14 protein-coding genes are annotated in these 15,086 nt (G+C 60.4%); 10 read left to right on the top strand and 4 right to left on the bottom strand.

Annotation, left to right across the window (positions count from 1 at the left end):
* Window positions 1-30: 30 nt before the first annotated feature.
* Together BGC09_RS23595 and BGC09_RS20960 are read right to left on the bottom strand one after the other, a co-directional pair.
* Window positions 31-252, bottom strand: a complete 222-nt coding sequence (locus BGC09_RS23595) for a heavy-metal-associated domain-containing protein (protein ID WP_069806155.1) — start codon at window positions 250-252, stop codon at window positions 31-33.
* Window positions 253-285: 33 nt separating this feature from the next.
* Window positions 286-597, bottom strand: coding sequence for a metal-sensitive transcriptional regulator (locus BGC09_RS20960; protein WP_218104130.1), 312 nt, complete (start codon window positions 595-597; stop codon window positions 286-288).
* Between the two features lie 324 nt (window positions 598-921).
* Between BGC09_RS20960 and BGC09_RS20955 the strand changes: the two genes are divergently transcribed.
* The 3 genes from BGC09_RS20955 (at window position 922) to BGC09_RS20945 (ending at window position 3,398) form a co-directional block, all read left to right on the top strand.
* Complete coding sequence (locus BGC09_RS20955) at window positions 922-2,049, top strand: WD40/YVTN/BNR-like repeat-containing protein (RefSeq protein ID WP_069806154.1); 1,128 nt, start codon at window positions 922-924, stop codon at window positions 2,047-2,049.
* A 281-nt stretch (window positions 2,050-2,330) separates the two neighbouring features.
* Window positions 2,331-3,005: a copper resistance CopC family protein gene (locus BGC09_RS20950; protein ID WP_069806153.1), complete on the top strand. Its 675-nt coding sequence runs from the start codon at window positions 2,331-2,333 to the stop codon at window positions 3,003-3,005.
* A 6-nt stretch (window positions 3,006-3,011) separates the two neighbouring features.
* The gene (locus BGC09_RS20945) at window positions 3,012-3,398 is read left to right on the top strand and encodes a FixH family protein (protein ID WP_069806152.1); all 387 of its coding nucleotides are present in this window, start codon (window positions 3,012-3,014) and stop codon (window positions 3,396-3,398) included.
* Between the two features lie 93 nt (window positions 3,399-3,491).
* On the opposite strand, the gene BGC09_RS20940 is transcribed toward BGC09_RS20945, so the two are convergent.
* Window positions 3,492-4,529 (bottom strand): sensor histidine kinase, encoded by a 1,038-nt coding sequence (locus tag BGC09_RS20940; RefSeq protein WP_069806151.1) that lies wholly within the window; start codon window positions 4,527-4,529, stop codon window positions 3,492-3,494.
* A gap of 189 nt (window positions 4,530-4,718) precedes the next feature.
* Here BGC09_RS20940 and BGC09_RS20935 point away from each other — a divergent pair, with 189 nt between their 5' ends.
* Window positions 4,719-5,510, top strand: coding sequence for a response regulator (locus BGC09_RS20935; RefSeq protein WP_069806150.1), 792 nt, complete (start codon window positions 4,719-4,721; stop codon window positions 5,508-5,510).
* Between the two features lie 22 nt (window positions 5,511-5,532).
* On the opposite strand, the gene BGC09_RS20930 is transcribed toward BGC09_RS20935, so the two are convergent.
* Window positions 5,533-8,220 carry an MGH1-like glycoside hydrolase domain-containing protein gene (locus tag BGC09_RS20930; protein ID WP_069806149.1) on the bottom strand — a complete coding sequence of 896 codons (2,688 nt, stop codon included), beginning with the start codon at window positions 8,218-8,220 and terminating at the stop codon, window positions 5,533-5,535.
* A 301-nt stretch (window positions 8,221-8,521) separates the two neighbouring features.
* On the opposite strand from BGC09_RS20930, the gene BGC09_RS20925 reads away from it, so the two are divergent.
* The 6 genes from BGC09_RS20925 to murQ form a co-directional block, all read left to right on the top strand.
* A complete protein-coding gene (locus BGC09_RS20925) occupies window positions 8,522-9,685 on the top strand; it encodes an acetyl-CoA acetyltransferase (protein ID WP_069806148.1) in 1,164 nt (387 codons plus the stop codon).
* A 15-nt stretch (window positions 9,686-9,700) separates the two neighbouring features.
* Entirely contained in the window at window positions 9,701-10,111 is a 411-nt protein-coding gene (locus BGC09_RS20920; protein WP_069806147.1) for a Zn-ribbon domain-containing OB-fold protein, read from the top strand.
* Between the two features lie 152 nt (window positions 10,112-10,263).
* Window positions 10,264-12,423: an acetate--CoA ligase family protein gene (locus tag BGC09_RS20915; RefSeq protein ID WP_069806146.1), complete on the top strand. Its 2,160-nt coding sequence runs from the start codon at window positions 10,264-10,266 to the stop codon at window positions 12,421-12,423.
* Window positions 12,424-12,493: 70 nt separating this feature from the next.
* Window positions 12,494-12,958 carry a MaoC family dehydratase gene (locus BGC09_RS20910; RefSeq protein ID WP_069806145.1) on the top strand — a complete coding sequence of 155 codons (465 nt, stop codon included), beginning with the start codon at window positions 12,494-12,496 and terminating at the stop codon, window positions 12,956-12,958.
* 324 nt (window positions 12,959-13,282) lie between these two features.
* The gene (locus BGC09_RS20905; protein WP_084659202.1) at window positions 13,283-14,029 is read left to right on the top strand and encodes a GntR family transcriptional regulator; all 747 of its coding nucleotides are present in this window, start codon (window positions 13,283-13,285) and stop codon (window positions 14,027-14,029) included.
* Window positions 14,030-14,155: 126 nt separating this feature from the next.
* Window positions 14,156-15,086, top strand: a 931-nt coding sequence (gene murQ / locus BGC09_RS20900; RefSeq protein WP_069806143.1) for an N-acetylmuramic acid 6-phosphate etherase, incomplete at its 3' end; no start/stop codon positions are given.

Raw genomic sequence — 15,086 nt, 5'->3', positions numbered from 1 at the left:
GGACCGGCTCGTTACAGCCCGACTGCTTCGTCAGTGGACAATGCTATAGCCGATTTCGTCGAGCTGCTTTTCAATTTGCTCGAGCGAGATCCGCGCTGGGTCATAGGAGAGCTGGATGCTCTTGTCTGCGATGTCGACCCTCACCCGTTCGACGCCTTGCAGCGTACCCAGTGTGCTTTCAATGGCTCGCTGACAGTGCTCACAGGAAATGTCTGGTGAGATAAGCGTCACCGAGGTGCTGGCGGTACTCATATCCTTTCCTCATCATCCTTTCTTTCTTACTCTTCATTCCTCCATAGGAGGCAGCTCACCAGCCTCCTGGGCCTTCAAGTGGTTGCCTGCAAGGGTAAAAAGTTGCAGGAGTTCTGCAATGACGGCCTCCTGACGCCCACTCTTAATACCTTCGGGAACGCAGGTATGCAGATGCCCTTCGAGAAGAATGGCTTCTACTTTCTCTAGTGCCCGACGTACAGCATAACTCTGACGTAGGATATCAACACAGTATTTGTCCTCTTCTACCATCTTGGAGATGCCGTCGAGATGGCCCTTGATGTAGGAGAGCCGTTTCAATATGTCACGACGGCGTTCGTCTTGCACAGCGGCTGGCTCCTTTCTGCTGTCCGTACTGCCTGTCATGGTCATGGAGGCTACCCTTCTCAGTGTACCACACCCCCCGGGGAGGGGTCAAGAGCAGAGCAAGGCCGCGCTGATAGCTCTCGCTCTCTGACGGACAAGAGGCGGCTCGGCAGTCGCGGATCACGATCAGGTGCCATCAGGAATCTTCCCTATTGACCTTCGATGGTAATGTTTTTCTGTAGGGACAATCGCCGGGCCGGGCCAATCCTGGTTGTCGCCCGCTGAGCAACCAGGCCGTTCTGCATCCAGGGTCGTGAGTCCGAGCGTGTGGATGAAAGAGGCACAATGGCGACTTCACAGCAGCGTTCGCAGGGTGAGCTTGTTTCGCAGGAGTCAGGGTCGAAAGCAGGGGGGCGGCAGAGGCGAGGGCCATATGTCCTTCTGGCCATCGTGTTGCTCGCGGTAATTGTGGCCGCCAGCTGGGAGCTTTTAAGCAATCGCCGCAGCGCGACCGATCCAACCGTGCCAGGGCGTCCACTCTCAAACCCGGAGACGCACCTGCACACACTGGCCGTAGGAGGTGATGGGCGCAGTCTCTATCTGGGAACACATTTCGGTCTTTTTATGAGCGATGATGGCGGCAAGAGCTGGCCCCAGCCGCGCGGTGCACTGGCGCCGGCAATGGTGACCTCGATTGCGCCCGCTCCGGGCGATCCCAGTGTGCTCGCAGTGATCGCTGTACCAAGCGGAATCGGCAGCGAGCAGTCTGGCGTCTATATTAGCCGCGACGGGGGCAAGAGCTGGCGCCTGAGCAATCCTTCTCATCTGCCATCCTCGGCCTATCCTTTTTCAGTGCAAGCGGGTAGTGGTCCTGTTGGTCACTTCTATGCGTTCTTTGTCTACGCCGGCTGGTACGAAACAACAGACTTCGGAGCGCATTGGCGCCCTATTACGAGCGGGGCGCTCTCGGCAATGCAAACCCCTTTGTTCTTGATCGATCCAGCGCAGCCCCATCATCTCTTGCTCGGGGGCGATCAGGGCCTCTTCGAAACAAGCGATGATGGGAGTCACTGGCAGCGCATCCAGGGAGTCAATGGGACGGTTCTCAGTCTGACCGCCACGCGGACTCAGCCACGCCTGATCTTCTGTGCTACCGATGAGGGCCTTTATCGCTGGCAAGATGGCAGCAGACAGATCACTCACCTGAGTGGTCCTACACCGAATGCTTCCCTGACACGTCTGGTTACCTCAGCTGATGGCCACGTTCTTTATGCCCTGGCCGGTCGCGATCTGTGGTTCTCCTCAGATCAGGGCACCAGTTGGCAGAAACGCTTTACCTTCTCGCGCAGCGACCTGATGACGTTGCAGCTCTCGCCGAGGCAGTCCACTCTGCTTTATGCCGCTTTTTTCTATCCCGCCAGCGTGCTTTTCAGCCAGGACGGGGGCCACTCCTGGCAGGTATTGACCGACTAGCTTTTTCTGGAGCATACCTCTCTGGCTCCCGATCGCCCAGGGGCAGCTTCTTCCTTCGCTGACCTGGTCCTTTCATCAGAACACCTTACGGTGCCTGGAGAGCAGAATAGGGATTCTTCCTAATGGACAGCTGGTAAGCAGCTTCTTATGCTAGGATCAGAGGCTGTCTGGCCTGGAGCTGTCCATTCCTCCATGAAACGAATGGGGAGAGCGTCTGGTGGGGCAGCGATCTGGCCAGAGCAGGAGCCACTTGCGGAGATGAAAAAGTGAGGACGCTAACTATGCTCTACTCTACGTGGCGACTCATGCGCTCGGTGCAGCTGGGCTGTGCATTGCTTTTGAGCGCGTTGCTGCTCTTCGTTGTTGGTGTCAAGCCTGTTTCGGCCCACGCTAAGGTCATCGATGCCAATCCTAAAATTGGTTCAACGATTAGCCAGGTACCATCGACTGTGACAGTCTTCACCGCTGAGAATGTGAATCCCGATCCCAGTAAAAGTAATCTGTTCGTCTACGGGCCAGATGGGGCGCTCATTAGCCAGGGGAATGCCTCTATTCCTTTGAATAATCCACGCGAGATGTCGGTACGCATCAAACCGGACGGCAATGGGGTCTACATCGTGCGCTGGATCACTGTCTCGGCAGAGGACGGTGACGAAGCCGAGGGGGCCTTTATCTTCACTGTAAAGCCCACAGGGGCAAGCAGCACGACCTCGACACCTGCTCCTGCTCCGCCGGCTCAGGCTTCTGGCTCCTCAACTTCGTCGACCTCGGGTGGAGCAAGTAATTTGCCACTGTGGGTGAGCGTGGCCGCCATTGCCGGTTTGCTCGTCGGTGGTGGCGCCGGTCTTGGTCTGGGTCGGAGCCTGGGCCGCCAGCCTGCGAGCGCTTCCAGCCTGGCGCAGATGCGACGTGAGATCGCACGTGAAGAGGAGAAGGATACCACGCCGAGAGGGTGAGCGCTTATGCGTGTACGCCCGATTTTTTGGCTGCTGCTGGCTTGTTCTTGCGTAGCGGCCTTGACGCTGGCTGCATTCTGGCCTGTCCAGGTCCCGGCTGTGCTCCAGGTGCACGTCACGGAAGGGCCACCGTTGCGCGTGGGGACAGCACGCTTGCAGCTGCAGCTCACTGATCCCCAGGGGACCCCCATCGAGCAGGCTCAGGTCAGCTCTTCGGCCTGGATGCCAGACATGGCCATGGGGCCAACGCCGATCCATATTCGGCAGGAAGGGCATGGCAGCTATAGCGTGCTGGTCTTTTTCTCAATGCCAGGCGCCTGGGCCATCAAAATAGAGGCGCATGCCAAAGGCTTTACGCCGCAGCAGCAGATCCTCCATCTGGAAGTGGCCTGAGCTGAAGGCAGGAGAGCAAACAGGACCGGCACGCGCGAGGAAAGCGCGCGCGAGGAAAGCGCGGCGACGAGGTCTGGCAAGCAAGATCTCTCTTCAGGTCGCTGGTAGAGGGAGAATGGCCTCAACATGCGTTCCCTGGCCCGGGCACGCATCGATAGAGAGTTTGCCCCCGAGGAGAGCAGCGCGCTCCCGCATGCTCACCAGTCCCAGACCGTTGCTGCGCTGCCCTGGATCGTAGCCCAGGCCATCATCTCGAATAGAGAGCTGGATCGCGCTGGAGGTCAGCCGCAGCGAGAGCTGGGCCTGGTTGGCACGCGCATGCCGGGCCACGTTGGTAAGCGCCTCCTGAGCAATGCGAAAGAGAGTAGTCTCATAAGGGGAAGGCAAGCGTTGCCAGAGCGCCTGCTCTTCGATAGTCAGCTCAACTGGCAGGCAAAAGCGCCGACGGCAATCCTCAACCAGCCAGCGTAAGGCCGCGACCAGCCCCAGGTCATCGAGCACGGGCGGGCGCAGGCGCTGGGAAAGCTGACGAACGGCATCGAGCGTCTGCTGGGCCAGCTCGCTTAACTGCTGGCAGCTTGCAATGAGCTGCTGGCGCGTCTCACTCGTCATACTCTCTTCGGGCAGGCCCGCTACGGTTCGGAGAAGGATCTCACAGTAGACCAGGACAGCGGTCAGATTCTGGCTGCTTTCATCGTGCAATTCACGAGAAACGCGCCGCAGCTCTTCCTCTCTGGCCTGCAAAATCAGTGCCGATTGCTGACGGCGCAGCTCTTCCAGACGGTCTAGCATCGTATTGAAGGCAGCGGCGAGCTGGCCTACTTCGGAATCCGCGGGGGCTGACTCGGCCCGAGCTTCGGTCTTACCCGCACTGACCTGGCGAATGACTTCCAGCAGGCGAAAGAGCGGTCTGAAGCTGGCTCGCAAGAGGAAGGCATTGATGGCAATACTGAGTAAGGTGGCTGCTACCAGAAAGGCAGTGTCAATGAGAAAATGATGGGCTTCCAGTGCATGGCTGGTCACCCAGAGGGCCATGACAGCTTCTGCGAGCAAGAGTAGACTGTTGGTGAGGATGACTTTCTCAAAGAGTGAGAGCTGCCAGCGCCGCAGCCATTCCCAGATGATCCGCATCGTCGTTCTCTTTCTGGCACGCTCTATGCATGGGCAGCAGAGGCGCGTTTCCTTCCGTGCTGAGCCAGAGGCTGAGACCAGCATAACTCGCCCACCCGGGCAGAGCCAGGTTGGCAATGGCTCTTTCTGGCCTTACACTACCTAATAATAAAGCACTGTTGACAGGAGGAGGCAAGGAGGGAGAGAGCAATGGAGGATGGGCAGCCGGCCAGCGCCAGTCGTACAGCTGATCGTACGATTCGTCTGGTGCTGGCCGACGATCATGATATTTTGCGCCAGGGCCTGAAGCTGTTGTTAACGCTGCAGCCGGAGATCCACATTGTTGGGGAGGCCAAGACGGGCAGAGGGGCGGTAGAGATGGCGCGTCAACTGCGGCCAGATATTGTGGTCATGGACATCACGATGCCAGAAATGGATGGCCTGGAGGCCTGCCGTCGTATCCGCGCTGAGCAGCCGGAGACCCAGGTCCTCATTCTCACCATGCACGATAGCGAGGAGTACTTTCTGCAGGCCCTGCGAGTGGGGGCCAGCGGCTATCTGGTCAAGAAGGCGGCGCCAGCCGAGCTACAGAGCGCGGTCCGCGCCCTGGCCGACAACGGGGCCTTCCTCTACCCTGGTCTGGCTCGCTCGCTGATCCGCGTCTACCTGGAACAGTGCACGGCCCAGGAAGAGAGTCAGACGCAGGAGAGCAGCCAGCCTGCTCGTGAGTCGCCTCCTGGTGAGGAGTCAGAGAAGCTGGCCGATGAGCTGCGCGTGCTCAGCCCGCGCGAGCTGGAGGTCCTGACACTGGTCGCCGAGGGCTACACCAGCCAGGAGATCGCCAACCGGCTCGTGCTGAGCGTCAAAACCGTGCAGGCCCACCGCGCCAATATTATGGAGAAGCTTGGACTGCACGATATCCCGCACCTGGTGCGCTTCGCCATTCGCCACGGTCTGATTTCGCCCGACGACGGCCCTCCTGGCTCGCGTCTTCGCCCTTAGCGTTAGCCCCTCTTGCTCATGCTCAGGGAGCCGCCGTCTCGCTCGCCAGGTCTGTCAGCAGACGAGCGATGAGAGCGGTCCAGCCAGTCTGATGGCTGGCGCCCAGACCACGCCCTGTGTCGCCGTCAAAGTACTCGTAAAAGAGGACCAGATCGCGCCAGTAGGGGTCGGCCAGAAAGCGTTGTTCGCTTCCGCACCAGGCAATGCTTCCTTGCTCGTCGGGCAGGAAAAGACGACACAGGCGCCTGGTCAGCTCCTGAGCCACCTGCGCCAGCGTCAGCTGTCTCCCTGAGCCGGTGGGGCACTCGATCAGGAGGCTCGCCCCGTAGAAGCGATGGTAGCGTTCCAGGGCTTCGATTAGCAGGTAGTTCAATGGGAACCAGATAGGGCCACGCCAGTTAGAGTTACCGCCAAAGAGGCCGCTGCGCGATTCCGCCGGCTCGTAGTCAATGCTGAGCTGTTGACCATCGAGCACAATGGTGTAGGGGCGGTTGCGGTAGTAACGCGAGAGCGAGCGGATGCCATAGGGAGAGAGAAACTCGCTCTCATCGAGAAGGTAACGCAGGACTCGCAGCAGGCGCTCACGCGAGGGAATGGCCAGGAGCCGATGCGCTTCCGAGTGTTGGCCACCTCCTTGCAGGTAGGAGATGTGACGGGCCAGATCGGGCCGATTCTCCAGGAACCAGCGCAGGCGCTTGCTGAAGCCGGGCAGAGCGGCGAGGCGCTCGTCGTCGAGGATGTCGACCGCCAGGAGAGGAATGAGGCCGACCGCCGAACGCACGCGCAGGGGCAGGCTGCGCCCATCGATGAGCAGCTGATCATAGTAGAAGCCATCTTCTTCATCCCACATGCCGTTTCCACCCAGGGCATTCATGGCGTCTACAATGGCAATGAAGTGCTCGAAGAACTTGGAGGCGACATCTTCGTAGGCATGATCTTCATGGGCTAGCTCCAGAGCGATGGAGAGCATCGTCAGGCAGTAGAAGGCCATCCAGGCAGTGCCATCGGCCTGCTCTAGCTGCTCGCCTCCGGGGAGAGGGCGTGAGCGGTCGAAGAGGCCAACGTTATCGAGCCCCAGGAAGCCGCCACTAAAGAGATGCCTGCCCGCGATATCTTTGCGGTTGACCCACCAGGTGAAATTGATGAGGAGTTTATGAAAGGCACGGGCCAGAAACTGGAGATCGCGGGAGCCACGAGCCGCCGTCATCTTGTAGACCCGCCAGCAGGCCCAGGCATGGACCGGCGGATTCGCGTCCGAGAAGGCGAACTCATAGGCTGGGAGCTGCCCATTGGGATGCATATACCATTCGCGCAAGAGCAGGATCAGCTGCTGCTTGGCAAAGTCAGGATCAAGGCCGGCAAAGGCGACAGCATGGAAGGCCAGATCCCAGGCAGCATACCAGGGGTATTCCCATTTGTCAGGGACGGAGAGAATATCGCGATTGAAGAGATGCTTCCAGTCCTGGTTACGCCCGCTGAGACGAGAAGACGGGGGCGAGGGCTGCGTTGGATCGCCTTTGAGCCAGGTGGCCACGTCATAGTTGTAGAATTGACGATTCCAGAGGAGACCGGCGTTGGCTTGCCGGATCACACGCTGCGCCTGCTCAGGGAGCGCAGACGGGATGCGCACCGCATAGAAAGCGTCGGCCTCTTGCTGGCGCTGGGAGAAGAGGGCCGTGAAACTCTCGCCAAAAGGAGCAGTCGGCGCTTCGCTCTCGGCAAAGAGGCGCAGATGTAACTGACACTCCTGAGCAGCGGGCAGGGTGAGCACATAGTAAAAGGCGGCTTTCGTTCCCTCGTGAGCTGGATTGACCGCCTCCTGACGCCCTTCGACCACAAAGGCATGGAAGGCATCCTTGACGTAAGGGCTGGCATTGGGAACCCCAAAGAGACGCTGGAAGTTCGTTTCGTTGTCTGTGAAGAGGAGACGCGGCGTCGGCAGATCCGACCGTTGCTCGGCAAGCAGCCAGAAACGGCCCAGCGAGACATGTTCGGCCAGGAGAGCCTGACCATCGGGGGTACTCAGACGAGGTTTGGGCCAGTAATCCTCACCCTGCTGGCCCCAGCTCCAGGTATTGCGAAACCAGAGCGTGGGCAGTAGATGCAGCGTCGCTGTCTCGGGGCCACGATTGGCCACCGTGAGGCGGATCAGGATGTCATTGGGAGAGGCTTTAGCATATTCGACGCCGAGATCAAAGTAGCAATTTTCCTCAAAGATCCCAGTATCGAGCAGCTCGTACTCCGGCTCCGCCCGAGAGCGCCGACGATTCGCCTCAAGGAGCTGCGCATAGGGATAGGCTCGTTGAGGGTATTTGTAGAGGGCGCGCAGATAGGCAGAGCTGGGCACAGCATCGAGATAGAAATAGTATTCTTTGACGTCCTCACCGTGATTGCCTTCGGCGTTGGTCAGCCCAAAGAGCCGCTCCTTGAGAATAGGGTCCTGGCCATTCCATAGGGCTACAGCAAAGCAGAGCCGACACTCACGGTCACAGATACCCAGCAGTCCATCCTCTCCCCAGCGATAGACACGACTACGAGCGTGATCATGGGGAAAATAGTCCCAGCAGTTTCCATCGGGGGAATAATCCTCGCGCACCGTCCCCCATTGGCGTTCAGCCAGATAGGGGCCCCAACGCTCCCAGTTGCGTTCATGGCTCGCCGCCTGATGTAAGCGCGCTTCTTCCGCCTGCGCAAGCGTCTCCTCATCCATGTAGAGATGACTCCTTCCGTTGCTGGACCTGGTCTTGCCAATGGCCAGGCTTCTCTCCAGAGCTGGCACTGGCCGCCTGTTTATAGAACGGCCGAGTGCGCCCCGCCGCTGCAAAGCGCTCCTCTTTGGCCCACCGATGTCACGCGAAAGGATCAGCCGTCCACTTGCAGCCTTGTCATTTTCTTTTCACCCCGCTGAGCCTTGTGTGATTGGCAGCGAGCCGCCTGGCCGGCATCTGGGCTGGACCGGGGGAAAGATGATACACTAATACTACAAACACGTAGACAGGCTGGAGGCATGCATGTCGAAAGCATCCGCGCCGCGTAGCCCGCGCGCCGCCATTGTCGGCGTTGCCGAGTCCGACCTGGGCTATACCCCCAACAAGACCGTCCTGCAGCTGCAAGCTCAGGCTGCCCGCTCCGCCCTCGAAGAGGCCGGGTTGAGCTTTGACGAGGTCGACGCCCTCTTCTGCGCCGGCAACTGGTCCTGGTCTCCCACCCTGACCCTGGCCGAGTATCTCGGTCTCAGACCGCGCTATAGCGACTCTACCAATATCGGCGGCTCCTCGTTTGAGGCCCACATCGAGCACGCAGTCGCCGCCATTGAGGCCGGCCTCATCGAAGTAGCCCTCATCGTCTACGGGAGCACCCAGCGCTCGGACCGCTCCCGTGGCCGGATCAGCCCAGCATACCGCCTCACGGAACAGTTCGAGGGACCATTTGGGCTGCCCACGCCGGTAGGGGCCTACGCCCTGGCCGCTATGCGCCATATGCACCAGTTCGGCACCACCAGCGAGCAACTAGCCGAAGTAGCGGTGGCGACGCGGAAGTGGGCTATGCTTAACGAGAAGGCCATGATGCGCGACCCCATCACCATCGAGGATGTGCTCGCCTCGCGCTGGATTGCTGAACCGCTGCATCTGCTCGACTGCTGTCTCGTCACCGATGGCGGAGGGGCCGTAGTGCTGACTTCAGCGGAGCGAGCGCGCCAGACTCGCAAGCCGCCGGTCTGGGTGCTGGGCCACGGTGAAGCTCATACCCATGCGACGATCGCCAACATGCCTGACCTGGCAGTTCATCAGGCCGCCATTGCTTCCGGCCAGACAGCCTTTGGTATGGCCGGCTTGCGGCCCGAAGAGATCGACGTTGTCGAAATCTATGATTCCTTCACGATCACGGTCATCATGACCCTGGAAGCCCTTGGCTTTTGCCCGCTCGGTGAGGGGGGGGCCTTTGTCAGCGGTCAGCGCACCGCGCCGGGCGGCCCCTTTCCCATGAACACCAATGGCGGTGGCCTCTCCTACTGCCATCCTGGCATGTACGGCATCTTTCTGCTCATCGAGGCTACACGCCAGCTACGCGGCGAGTGTGGGCCGCGCCAGGTCCCCGGGGCCCGTCTCGCTCTGGCCCACGGCACCGGCGGCGTCCTATCTTCAGCAGCCACCGTCTTGCTCGGCAAGGACTGAAAGAGAGAGTGCAGCATGAGTGAGGAAGTAACGTACGCCCTCCCCCAGAGCGATCCCGAGTCAGCCCCTTACTGGGAAGGTATCCAGCACGGGGAGCTACGCATCCAGTTTTGCACGTCTTGCCAGCGCCACGTCTTCTATCCGCGCACCCTGTGCCCTCACTGCCATAGCGATCGGCTCACCTGGGTCAGCGCCTCGGGCCGTGGGACCATCTACTCGTATAGCGTCGTCCACCGCGCTTTCGGTCCCTTCGCCGCCGAGGCTCCTTTCATCATCGCCATCGTTGAGCTAGAGGAAGGCGTGCGCCTGATGACTCGCCTGATTGAGGCGCCACGCGAGCGTGTGCGCATTGGCGCCCCGGTTCAGGTCAGCTTTGAGCGGGTGAGTGGACGCCCACCTCTGCCCTTTTTCCGTCTGGCAGAATAGGTCACGCAAGGTCACGCGAGCAGCCTATCCAGCCAGCCAGCCAGCAGAGTACGCAGGCAGCAGGAGCAGCGGCCAGAGCTGCCGCTGCTGGCAGTGCACCTGCTGCAATTGTTGCACCAGTGCAATGTCGCAGCCACAAAGGATGAAGGCTCATGGAGCAAGAGAAACCCATCGCAGCAGAGCGGCTGAAGGCTTTTTTCCACCCGCGCAGCATCGCCGTGGTCGGAGCCAGCGACGAAGTGCGCTGGTCCACCTATCTCGTGCAAAACCTGAAAGCAAGCACCTTTTCTGGACCTCTCTATCTGATCAATCCACGGCGTCCGCATGCGCATGGGCAGGCTACGCTGCCAACGCTGAGCGCCCTGCCAGAGGCGGCAGATCTGGCCTTCGTCATGGTTCCGACCTCCCAGGTGCTGCCGGTCGTCGCCGAAGGAGCGGAGCGCGGTGTGCGCCACTTTGTGGTGCTGACAGCGGGCTTCCGTGAGACCGGCCCGCAGGGCGAAGAGCGAGAGCGGGAGCTGCTGGCCTTTGCTCAGGCCCACGACTTGCTGATCCTGGGGCCGAATGGGAACGGCTTCATCAACGCTGCCGCCGGCATTACTCCCTACGGACTGCCCATCAATTTTCCCTTGCGCAGCGGACCGGTGGCCGTGGTGCTGCAGAGCGGGGCACTGGCCAGCGCTGTGCTAGCCTTTGCCCAGGCCCATGCCATCGGCCTCAGTCTCCTGGTCTCCCTGGGCAACGAAGGAATGATCAGCCTGTGCGATGTACTTGAGTATCTCCTGGCCGACTCCACGACGCGGGCCGTGGCCCTCTTCCTCGAAAGCATTCGCCAGCCAGAGGCACTGCGCCGGCTCGCCGCCCGAGCGCAGGCCCAGCGCTGTGCCTTCGTCGCGCTCAAGGTTGGTCGCAGCGAGGCCGGCTCCCGGGCCGCCGCTGCCCATACGGGAGCCCTGGTCGGTGATGCGGCAGTTAACGCCGCCGCCCTGCGCCAACTGGGCATCATTGGTGTCTCTTCCCTCGAGGACCTCTTAACAACCACGGCGCTGGCCGCCTACCACGGTCCGTTACCGGGCCGGCGCCTGGGCGCGGTCACTCCTTCGGGTGGCGCCTGCGATCTGATCGCCGATCGCGCCCAGGACGAGGGCCTGCTCCTGCCCGAGTTGAGCGACAGGACACGCCAGCAATTGCAGACTGTGCTGCCACCCTTTGCCACGCCTCACAATCCGCTCGATGTGACCGGCTATGTGGTTGTCGATGGCACGCTCCAACAGCGGGCCCTGGCCATCGTGCGCGAAGACCCTCAGCTTGACTTCGTGCTCAATGTGGTGAGCATCGATGGTCTGCGCCGTCCCACTCCTGAGAGTCAGCAGGTCCTTTACAACCAATATGAGCGCCTGGCTGAGCTGGTGCATAGCTCGCCGCGCCCGATTCTGCTGGTTTCAAATAGCTGCATCGACCTGCCAGCCGCGCTCCTGCCTATCATCGAGCAAACCGGCCTTCACATCATAGCTGGGCTTGAGCATGGCCTGCGCGCCCTTGGTCGGGTACTGTGGTGGTCAGAGCAGCTCCACCAACCACAGCAGCCCGCAACTGAGGAACCAGAGCCAGAGCCGGTACTGACCCTGGACGGGGCTGCGCTGGCCGCCCCTGACGAGAGGAGCTGGTCAGAGATCCAAACGCGCGCACTCCTGGAACAGGCCGGCATCCCACTTGTACCAGCCCAGCTGGCACACACTCCTGCAGAGGCCCTGGCTGCCGCTCGCCACTACGGCTTTCCCGTTGCCCTCAAGATCCAGTCGCCTATGATACTGCATAAAAGCGACATCGGCGGCGTTGCCCTGAACCTCAGCAGCGAAGAGGCGGTTGCAAGGGCCTTCGAGCGCCTCCTGAGTGCAGCCCATCAGCAGGTGCCCGCGAACGCGATCGAGGGCATCCTCGTCAGTCCCATGCGCCAGCAGGGCAGTGAACTGCTGGTCAGCGTCTTCACCGATCAGGTCTGGGGCCCCACCTTGACCGTCGGCCTCGGCGGCCTGTGGGCCGAGGTGCTCCACGATATCGCCTTACGCCCACTACCACTCAAGCGTCGCGAGATTCGGGCCATGCTCGAAGAGCTACGCGGCTTCCCGCTGCTGCGCGGTCTCCGCAACCAGCCCGGCGTCAACTTGGAACGCCTGAGTGCCGTGATCGCTCAAATCACACGGCTGGCCCAGACCCTGGCCCCATACCTGGAAGTGCTAGAGATCAATCCCTTGCTGGCCAATGGCGACCAGGTGGAGGTGCTCGATGCCCTGATCATCTGGCGTCACTAAGCGCGAGTCAGATTTGACGATGCCCACTTTCTGCCCATGAGACGGGAGAAAGGAGGAGAGCAAGATCCCTATGGCAGCATCAGCAGAGTTCAAAGAGCAGGTGCGCCGCGCCTTCGCAACTATCCAGCCCGGGCAGCGCTATGTCTTTCGTCGCACCTTTACAGAAGGAGACATGACGCTGTTCTGCGGCCTGACAGGGGACTATAACCCCTATCACGTCGATGAGACCTTTGCGCAGACCAGCTGGTACGGAAGACGCATCCTCCCTGGCCTGCTCACCGGCAGCATGATCACCCATATCGGTGGCTTGCTGGGCTTTGTGGCCACCGAAATGCATTTTCAGTATCTGAAGGCCGTCTACCCGGGAGAGACTATCACCTGCACCGTGACCTTCGTCGAGAAGGACGAAGAGCAGCGGCTCCTCTCGGCAGAGGCCAGCTTTGTGAATCAGGACGGCGTCGAGGTTTTGCACGCCTGGTTCAAAGGCTTCCCGACCTTTATCCGCCTCCAGGCTGAACCTTCAGCCGGCCACTAGGGCGGTAGCCCCCTGAGCAAGCGCACCGGCCAGAGCACAGCAGGCAATGGGCACTGGCTGGTGCTCGTCCAGCCTAGTGGTATATACAACTATCAAAGTAGACCATAGAGAGGAGTATGCGGTTACGGTACCGTGGGCTTCTTTAGGGGAGGGAGGGTCTATGGTCTAGACAATATACCAAGTAGACAGGCTATGTGGTATACTGTAATCTGTGTTGACCTTGATCGTCAAGGCCCTGAAAGTGAGTTCCGCTGCGAGCGAGGGCCGAACGGACTTTTGAGTGACGTCAGTAAGCGAGCAAACATCTTCTGAACAGGAACAGCCATGAGTACGATCGTGAGAAAAAGCCCATTGCCACGTTACTATCAACTCAAAGAGATCATGCGCGAAAAGATCCGGAGCGGCGAATGGAAACCGGGGGACCTGATCCCTTCCGAGCGTGAGCTTGGCGAGCAATACGGGATCAGCCGGATGACTGCCCGGCAAGCGATCACCGAGCTTGTAAATGAAGGACTCTTCTACCGTGAGCAAGGGAAAGGAACCTTTGTCAGCCGACGCAAGATTACCCAGCAGCTCATCCATCTGACGGGTTTTACCGAGGATATGAAGGCTCGTGGGCAGCAGCCTGGTACGCGCGTTCTCTCAGCCGAGATGCGCCCAGCGGACGAAGCGGTCGCCGAGCGGCTGCGCATTAAGCCCGGGCTCCAGATCTTTCGCCTCCACCGCCTGCGTCTGGCTGACGGGGAGCCACTGGCTATCGAGGTCTCGCATATCAGCTTTATCGGTTGCGAAAAACTCCTCGAAGAGGACCTGGAGCACAATTCGCTCTATCGTCTGCTGGAGACCAAATACGGCCTGCCCTTGCTGGAAGCCGATCAGGAGCTAGAGGCCGGACTCATCGGCAGCGAGGAAGCCCAGTATCTCAAGGTCCCTGTCGGCAGCCCAGCCCTTTTCACACGGCGCGTTACCTATACCGAGCGCAATCAACCAATCGAGTACGCCTCTTCTGTCTATTGTGGCAATAAATACGTCTTTTATACCCATATGAAGCGCGAGCAACTGCTCTCGTAGCATTGCCCGGGGCCATGCCAGGCAGCCCAGCCCGGTAGGAGAGGGAGAAGAGCGAGGCGTGGCAAGGCAAAGCAAGCCGAGCCGAGGCTGGGAGCTATTTTAGTGTGAGAATGAGGAGCAGTCAACATGTCAGCCTCTTTACAGCCTGACCATCCCGCTGAGCCAGCCCTCAGCGCCCTGGTCACCGAGCAGGATAACCCAGCCAGCCGCGACATTGATCGCAAGAGCGCTTTAGAGATCGTTCAGATCATTAACGCTGAAGACGCCCGTGTCGCTGAGGCAGTCAGGCAAGAGTTGCCGCAGATCGCCCGTGCCATCGAGGCCATCGCCGACCGCCTGCGCCGTGGTGGGCGCCTGGTCTATATGGGGGCAGGTACTTCGGGGCGGCTTGGTGCTCTGGATGCCTCGGAATGCCCCCCGACCTTCAACGTTTCGCCAGAGCTTGTCATTGGCTGGGTTGCCGGTGGTCCTGCTGCGCTCAGCCAGGCCAATGAGGATGTCGAAGACAGCGCTGAAGCTGGACGCGAGGATGCGGCGCGCTTACAGGTTGGGGCCGCCGATGTCCTGGTCGCCATCACCGCCAGCGGACGCACGCCTTACGCACTGGGAGCCGCCAGTTATGCTCGTGAGCGGGGGACCTTGACCATCGGCCTGGCCTGCAATCGTCCGACTCCCCTTGAGGCTATTGTAGAAATTATGATCGCGCCCGTGGTTGGGCCCGAGGTCATTACCGGGTCCACGCGGATGAAGGCCGGCACTGCACAAAAAATGGTGCTCAACATGCTCAGCACGGGGACCATGATCCTGTTGGGGAAAACCTACGGCAACTTGATGGTCGATGTCCAGGCGACAAACTACAAGCTGCAGCAGCGCGCGCTGCGCATCGTTCAGCTCGCGACCGGGCTGGAGCGGAGCGCTGCCGAGGTGCTGCTGGCGCAGGCCAATGGCGAGGTTAAAACAGCGATTGTCTGCGCACGCAGCGGCCTTGATCCTCAGCGTGCTCGTCAGCGTCTGGCCGAGCATAACTTTATTTTACGCGCAACACTGGATTCGCTAT

The sequence above is a fragment of the Thermogemmatispora onikobensis genome, from assembly GCF_001748285.1.
Lineage (GTDB): Bacteria > Chloroflexota > Ktedonobacteria > Ktedonobacterales > Ktedonobacteraceae > Thermogemmatispora > Thermogemmatispora onikobensis.
The sequence above is the reverse complement of the archived record's forward strand: the minus strand, read 5'-3'. Positions and strand labels throughout refer to the sequence as shown.

Bases quoted from the DNA above. Each gene is read 5' to 3' on its own strand.
- BGC09_RS20915 (WP_069806146.1), top strand. From the start codon at position 10,264: ATGGAGCAAGAGAAACCCATCGCAGCAGAGCGGCTGAAGGCTTTTTTC.
- BGC09_RS20945 (WP_069806152.1), top strand. From the start codon at position 3,012: ATGCGTGTACGCCCGATTTTTTGGCTGCTGCTGGCTTGTTCTTGCGTA.
- BGC09_RS20930 (WP_069806149.1), bottom strand. From the start codon at position 8,220: ATGGATGAGGAGACGCTTGCGCAGGCGGAAGAAGCGCGCTTACATCAG.
- BGC09_RS20935 (WP_069806150.1), top strand. From the start codon at position 4,719: ATGGAGGATGGGCAGCCGGCCAGCGCCAGTCGTACAGCTGATCGTACG.
- BGC09_RS20950 (WP_069806153.1), top strand. From the start codon at position 2,331: ATGCTCTACTCTACGTGGCGACTCATGCGCTCGGTGCAGCTGGGCTGT.
- BGC09_RS20955 (WP_069806154.1), top strand. From the start codon at position 922: ATGGCGACTTCACAGCAGCGTTCGCAGGGTGAGCTTGTTTCGCAGGAG.
- BGC09_RS20925 (WP_069806148.1), top strand. From the start codon at position 8,522: ATGTCGAAAGCATCCGCGCCGCGTAGCCCGCGCGCCGCCATTGTCGGC.
- BGC09_RS20940 (WP_069806151.1), bottom strand. From the start codon at position 4,529: ATGCGGATCATCTGGGAATGGCTGCGGCGCTGGCAGCTCTCACTCTTT.
- BGC09_RS20920 (WP_069806147.1), top strand. From the start codon at position 9,701: ATGAGTGAGGAAGTAACGTACGCCCTCCCCCAGAGCGATCCCGAGTCA.
- BGC09_RS20910 (WP_069806145.1), top strand. From the start codon at position 12,494: ATGGCAGCATCAGCAGAGTTCAAAGAGCAGGTGCGCCGCGCCTTCGCA.
- BGC09_RS20905 (WP_084659202.1), top strand. From the start codon at position 13,283: ATGAGTACGATCGTGAGAAAAAGCCCATTGCCACGTTACTATCAACTC.
- BGC09_RS23595 (WP_069806155.1), bottom strand. From the start codon at position 252: ATGAGTACCGCCAGCACCTCGGTGACGCTTATCTCACCAGACATTTCC.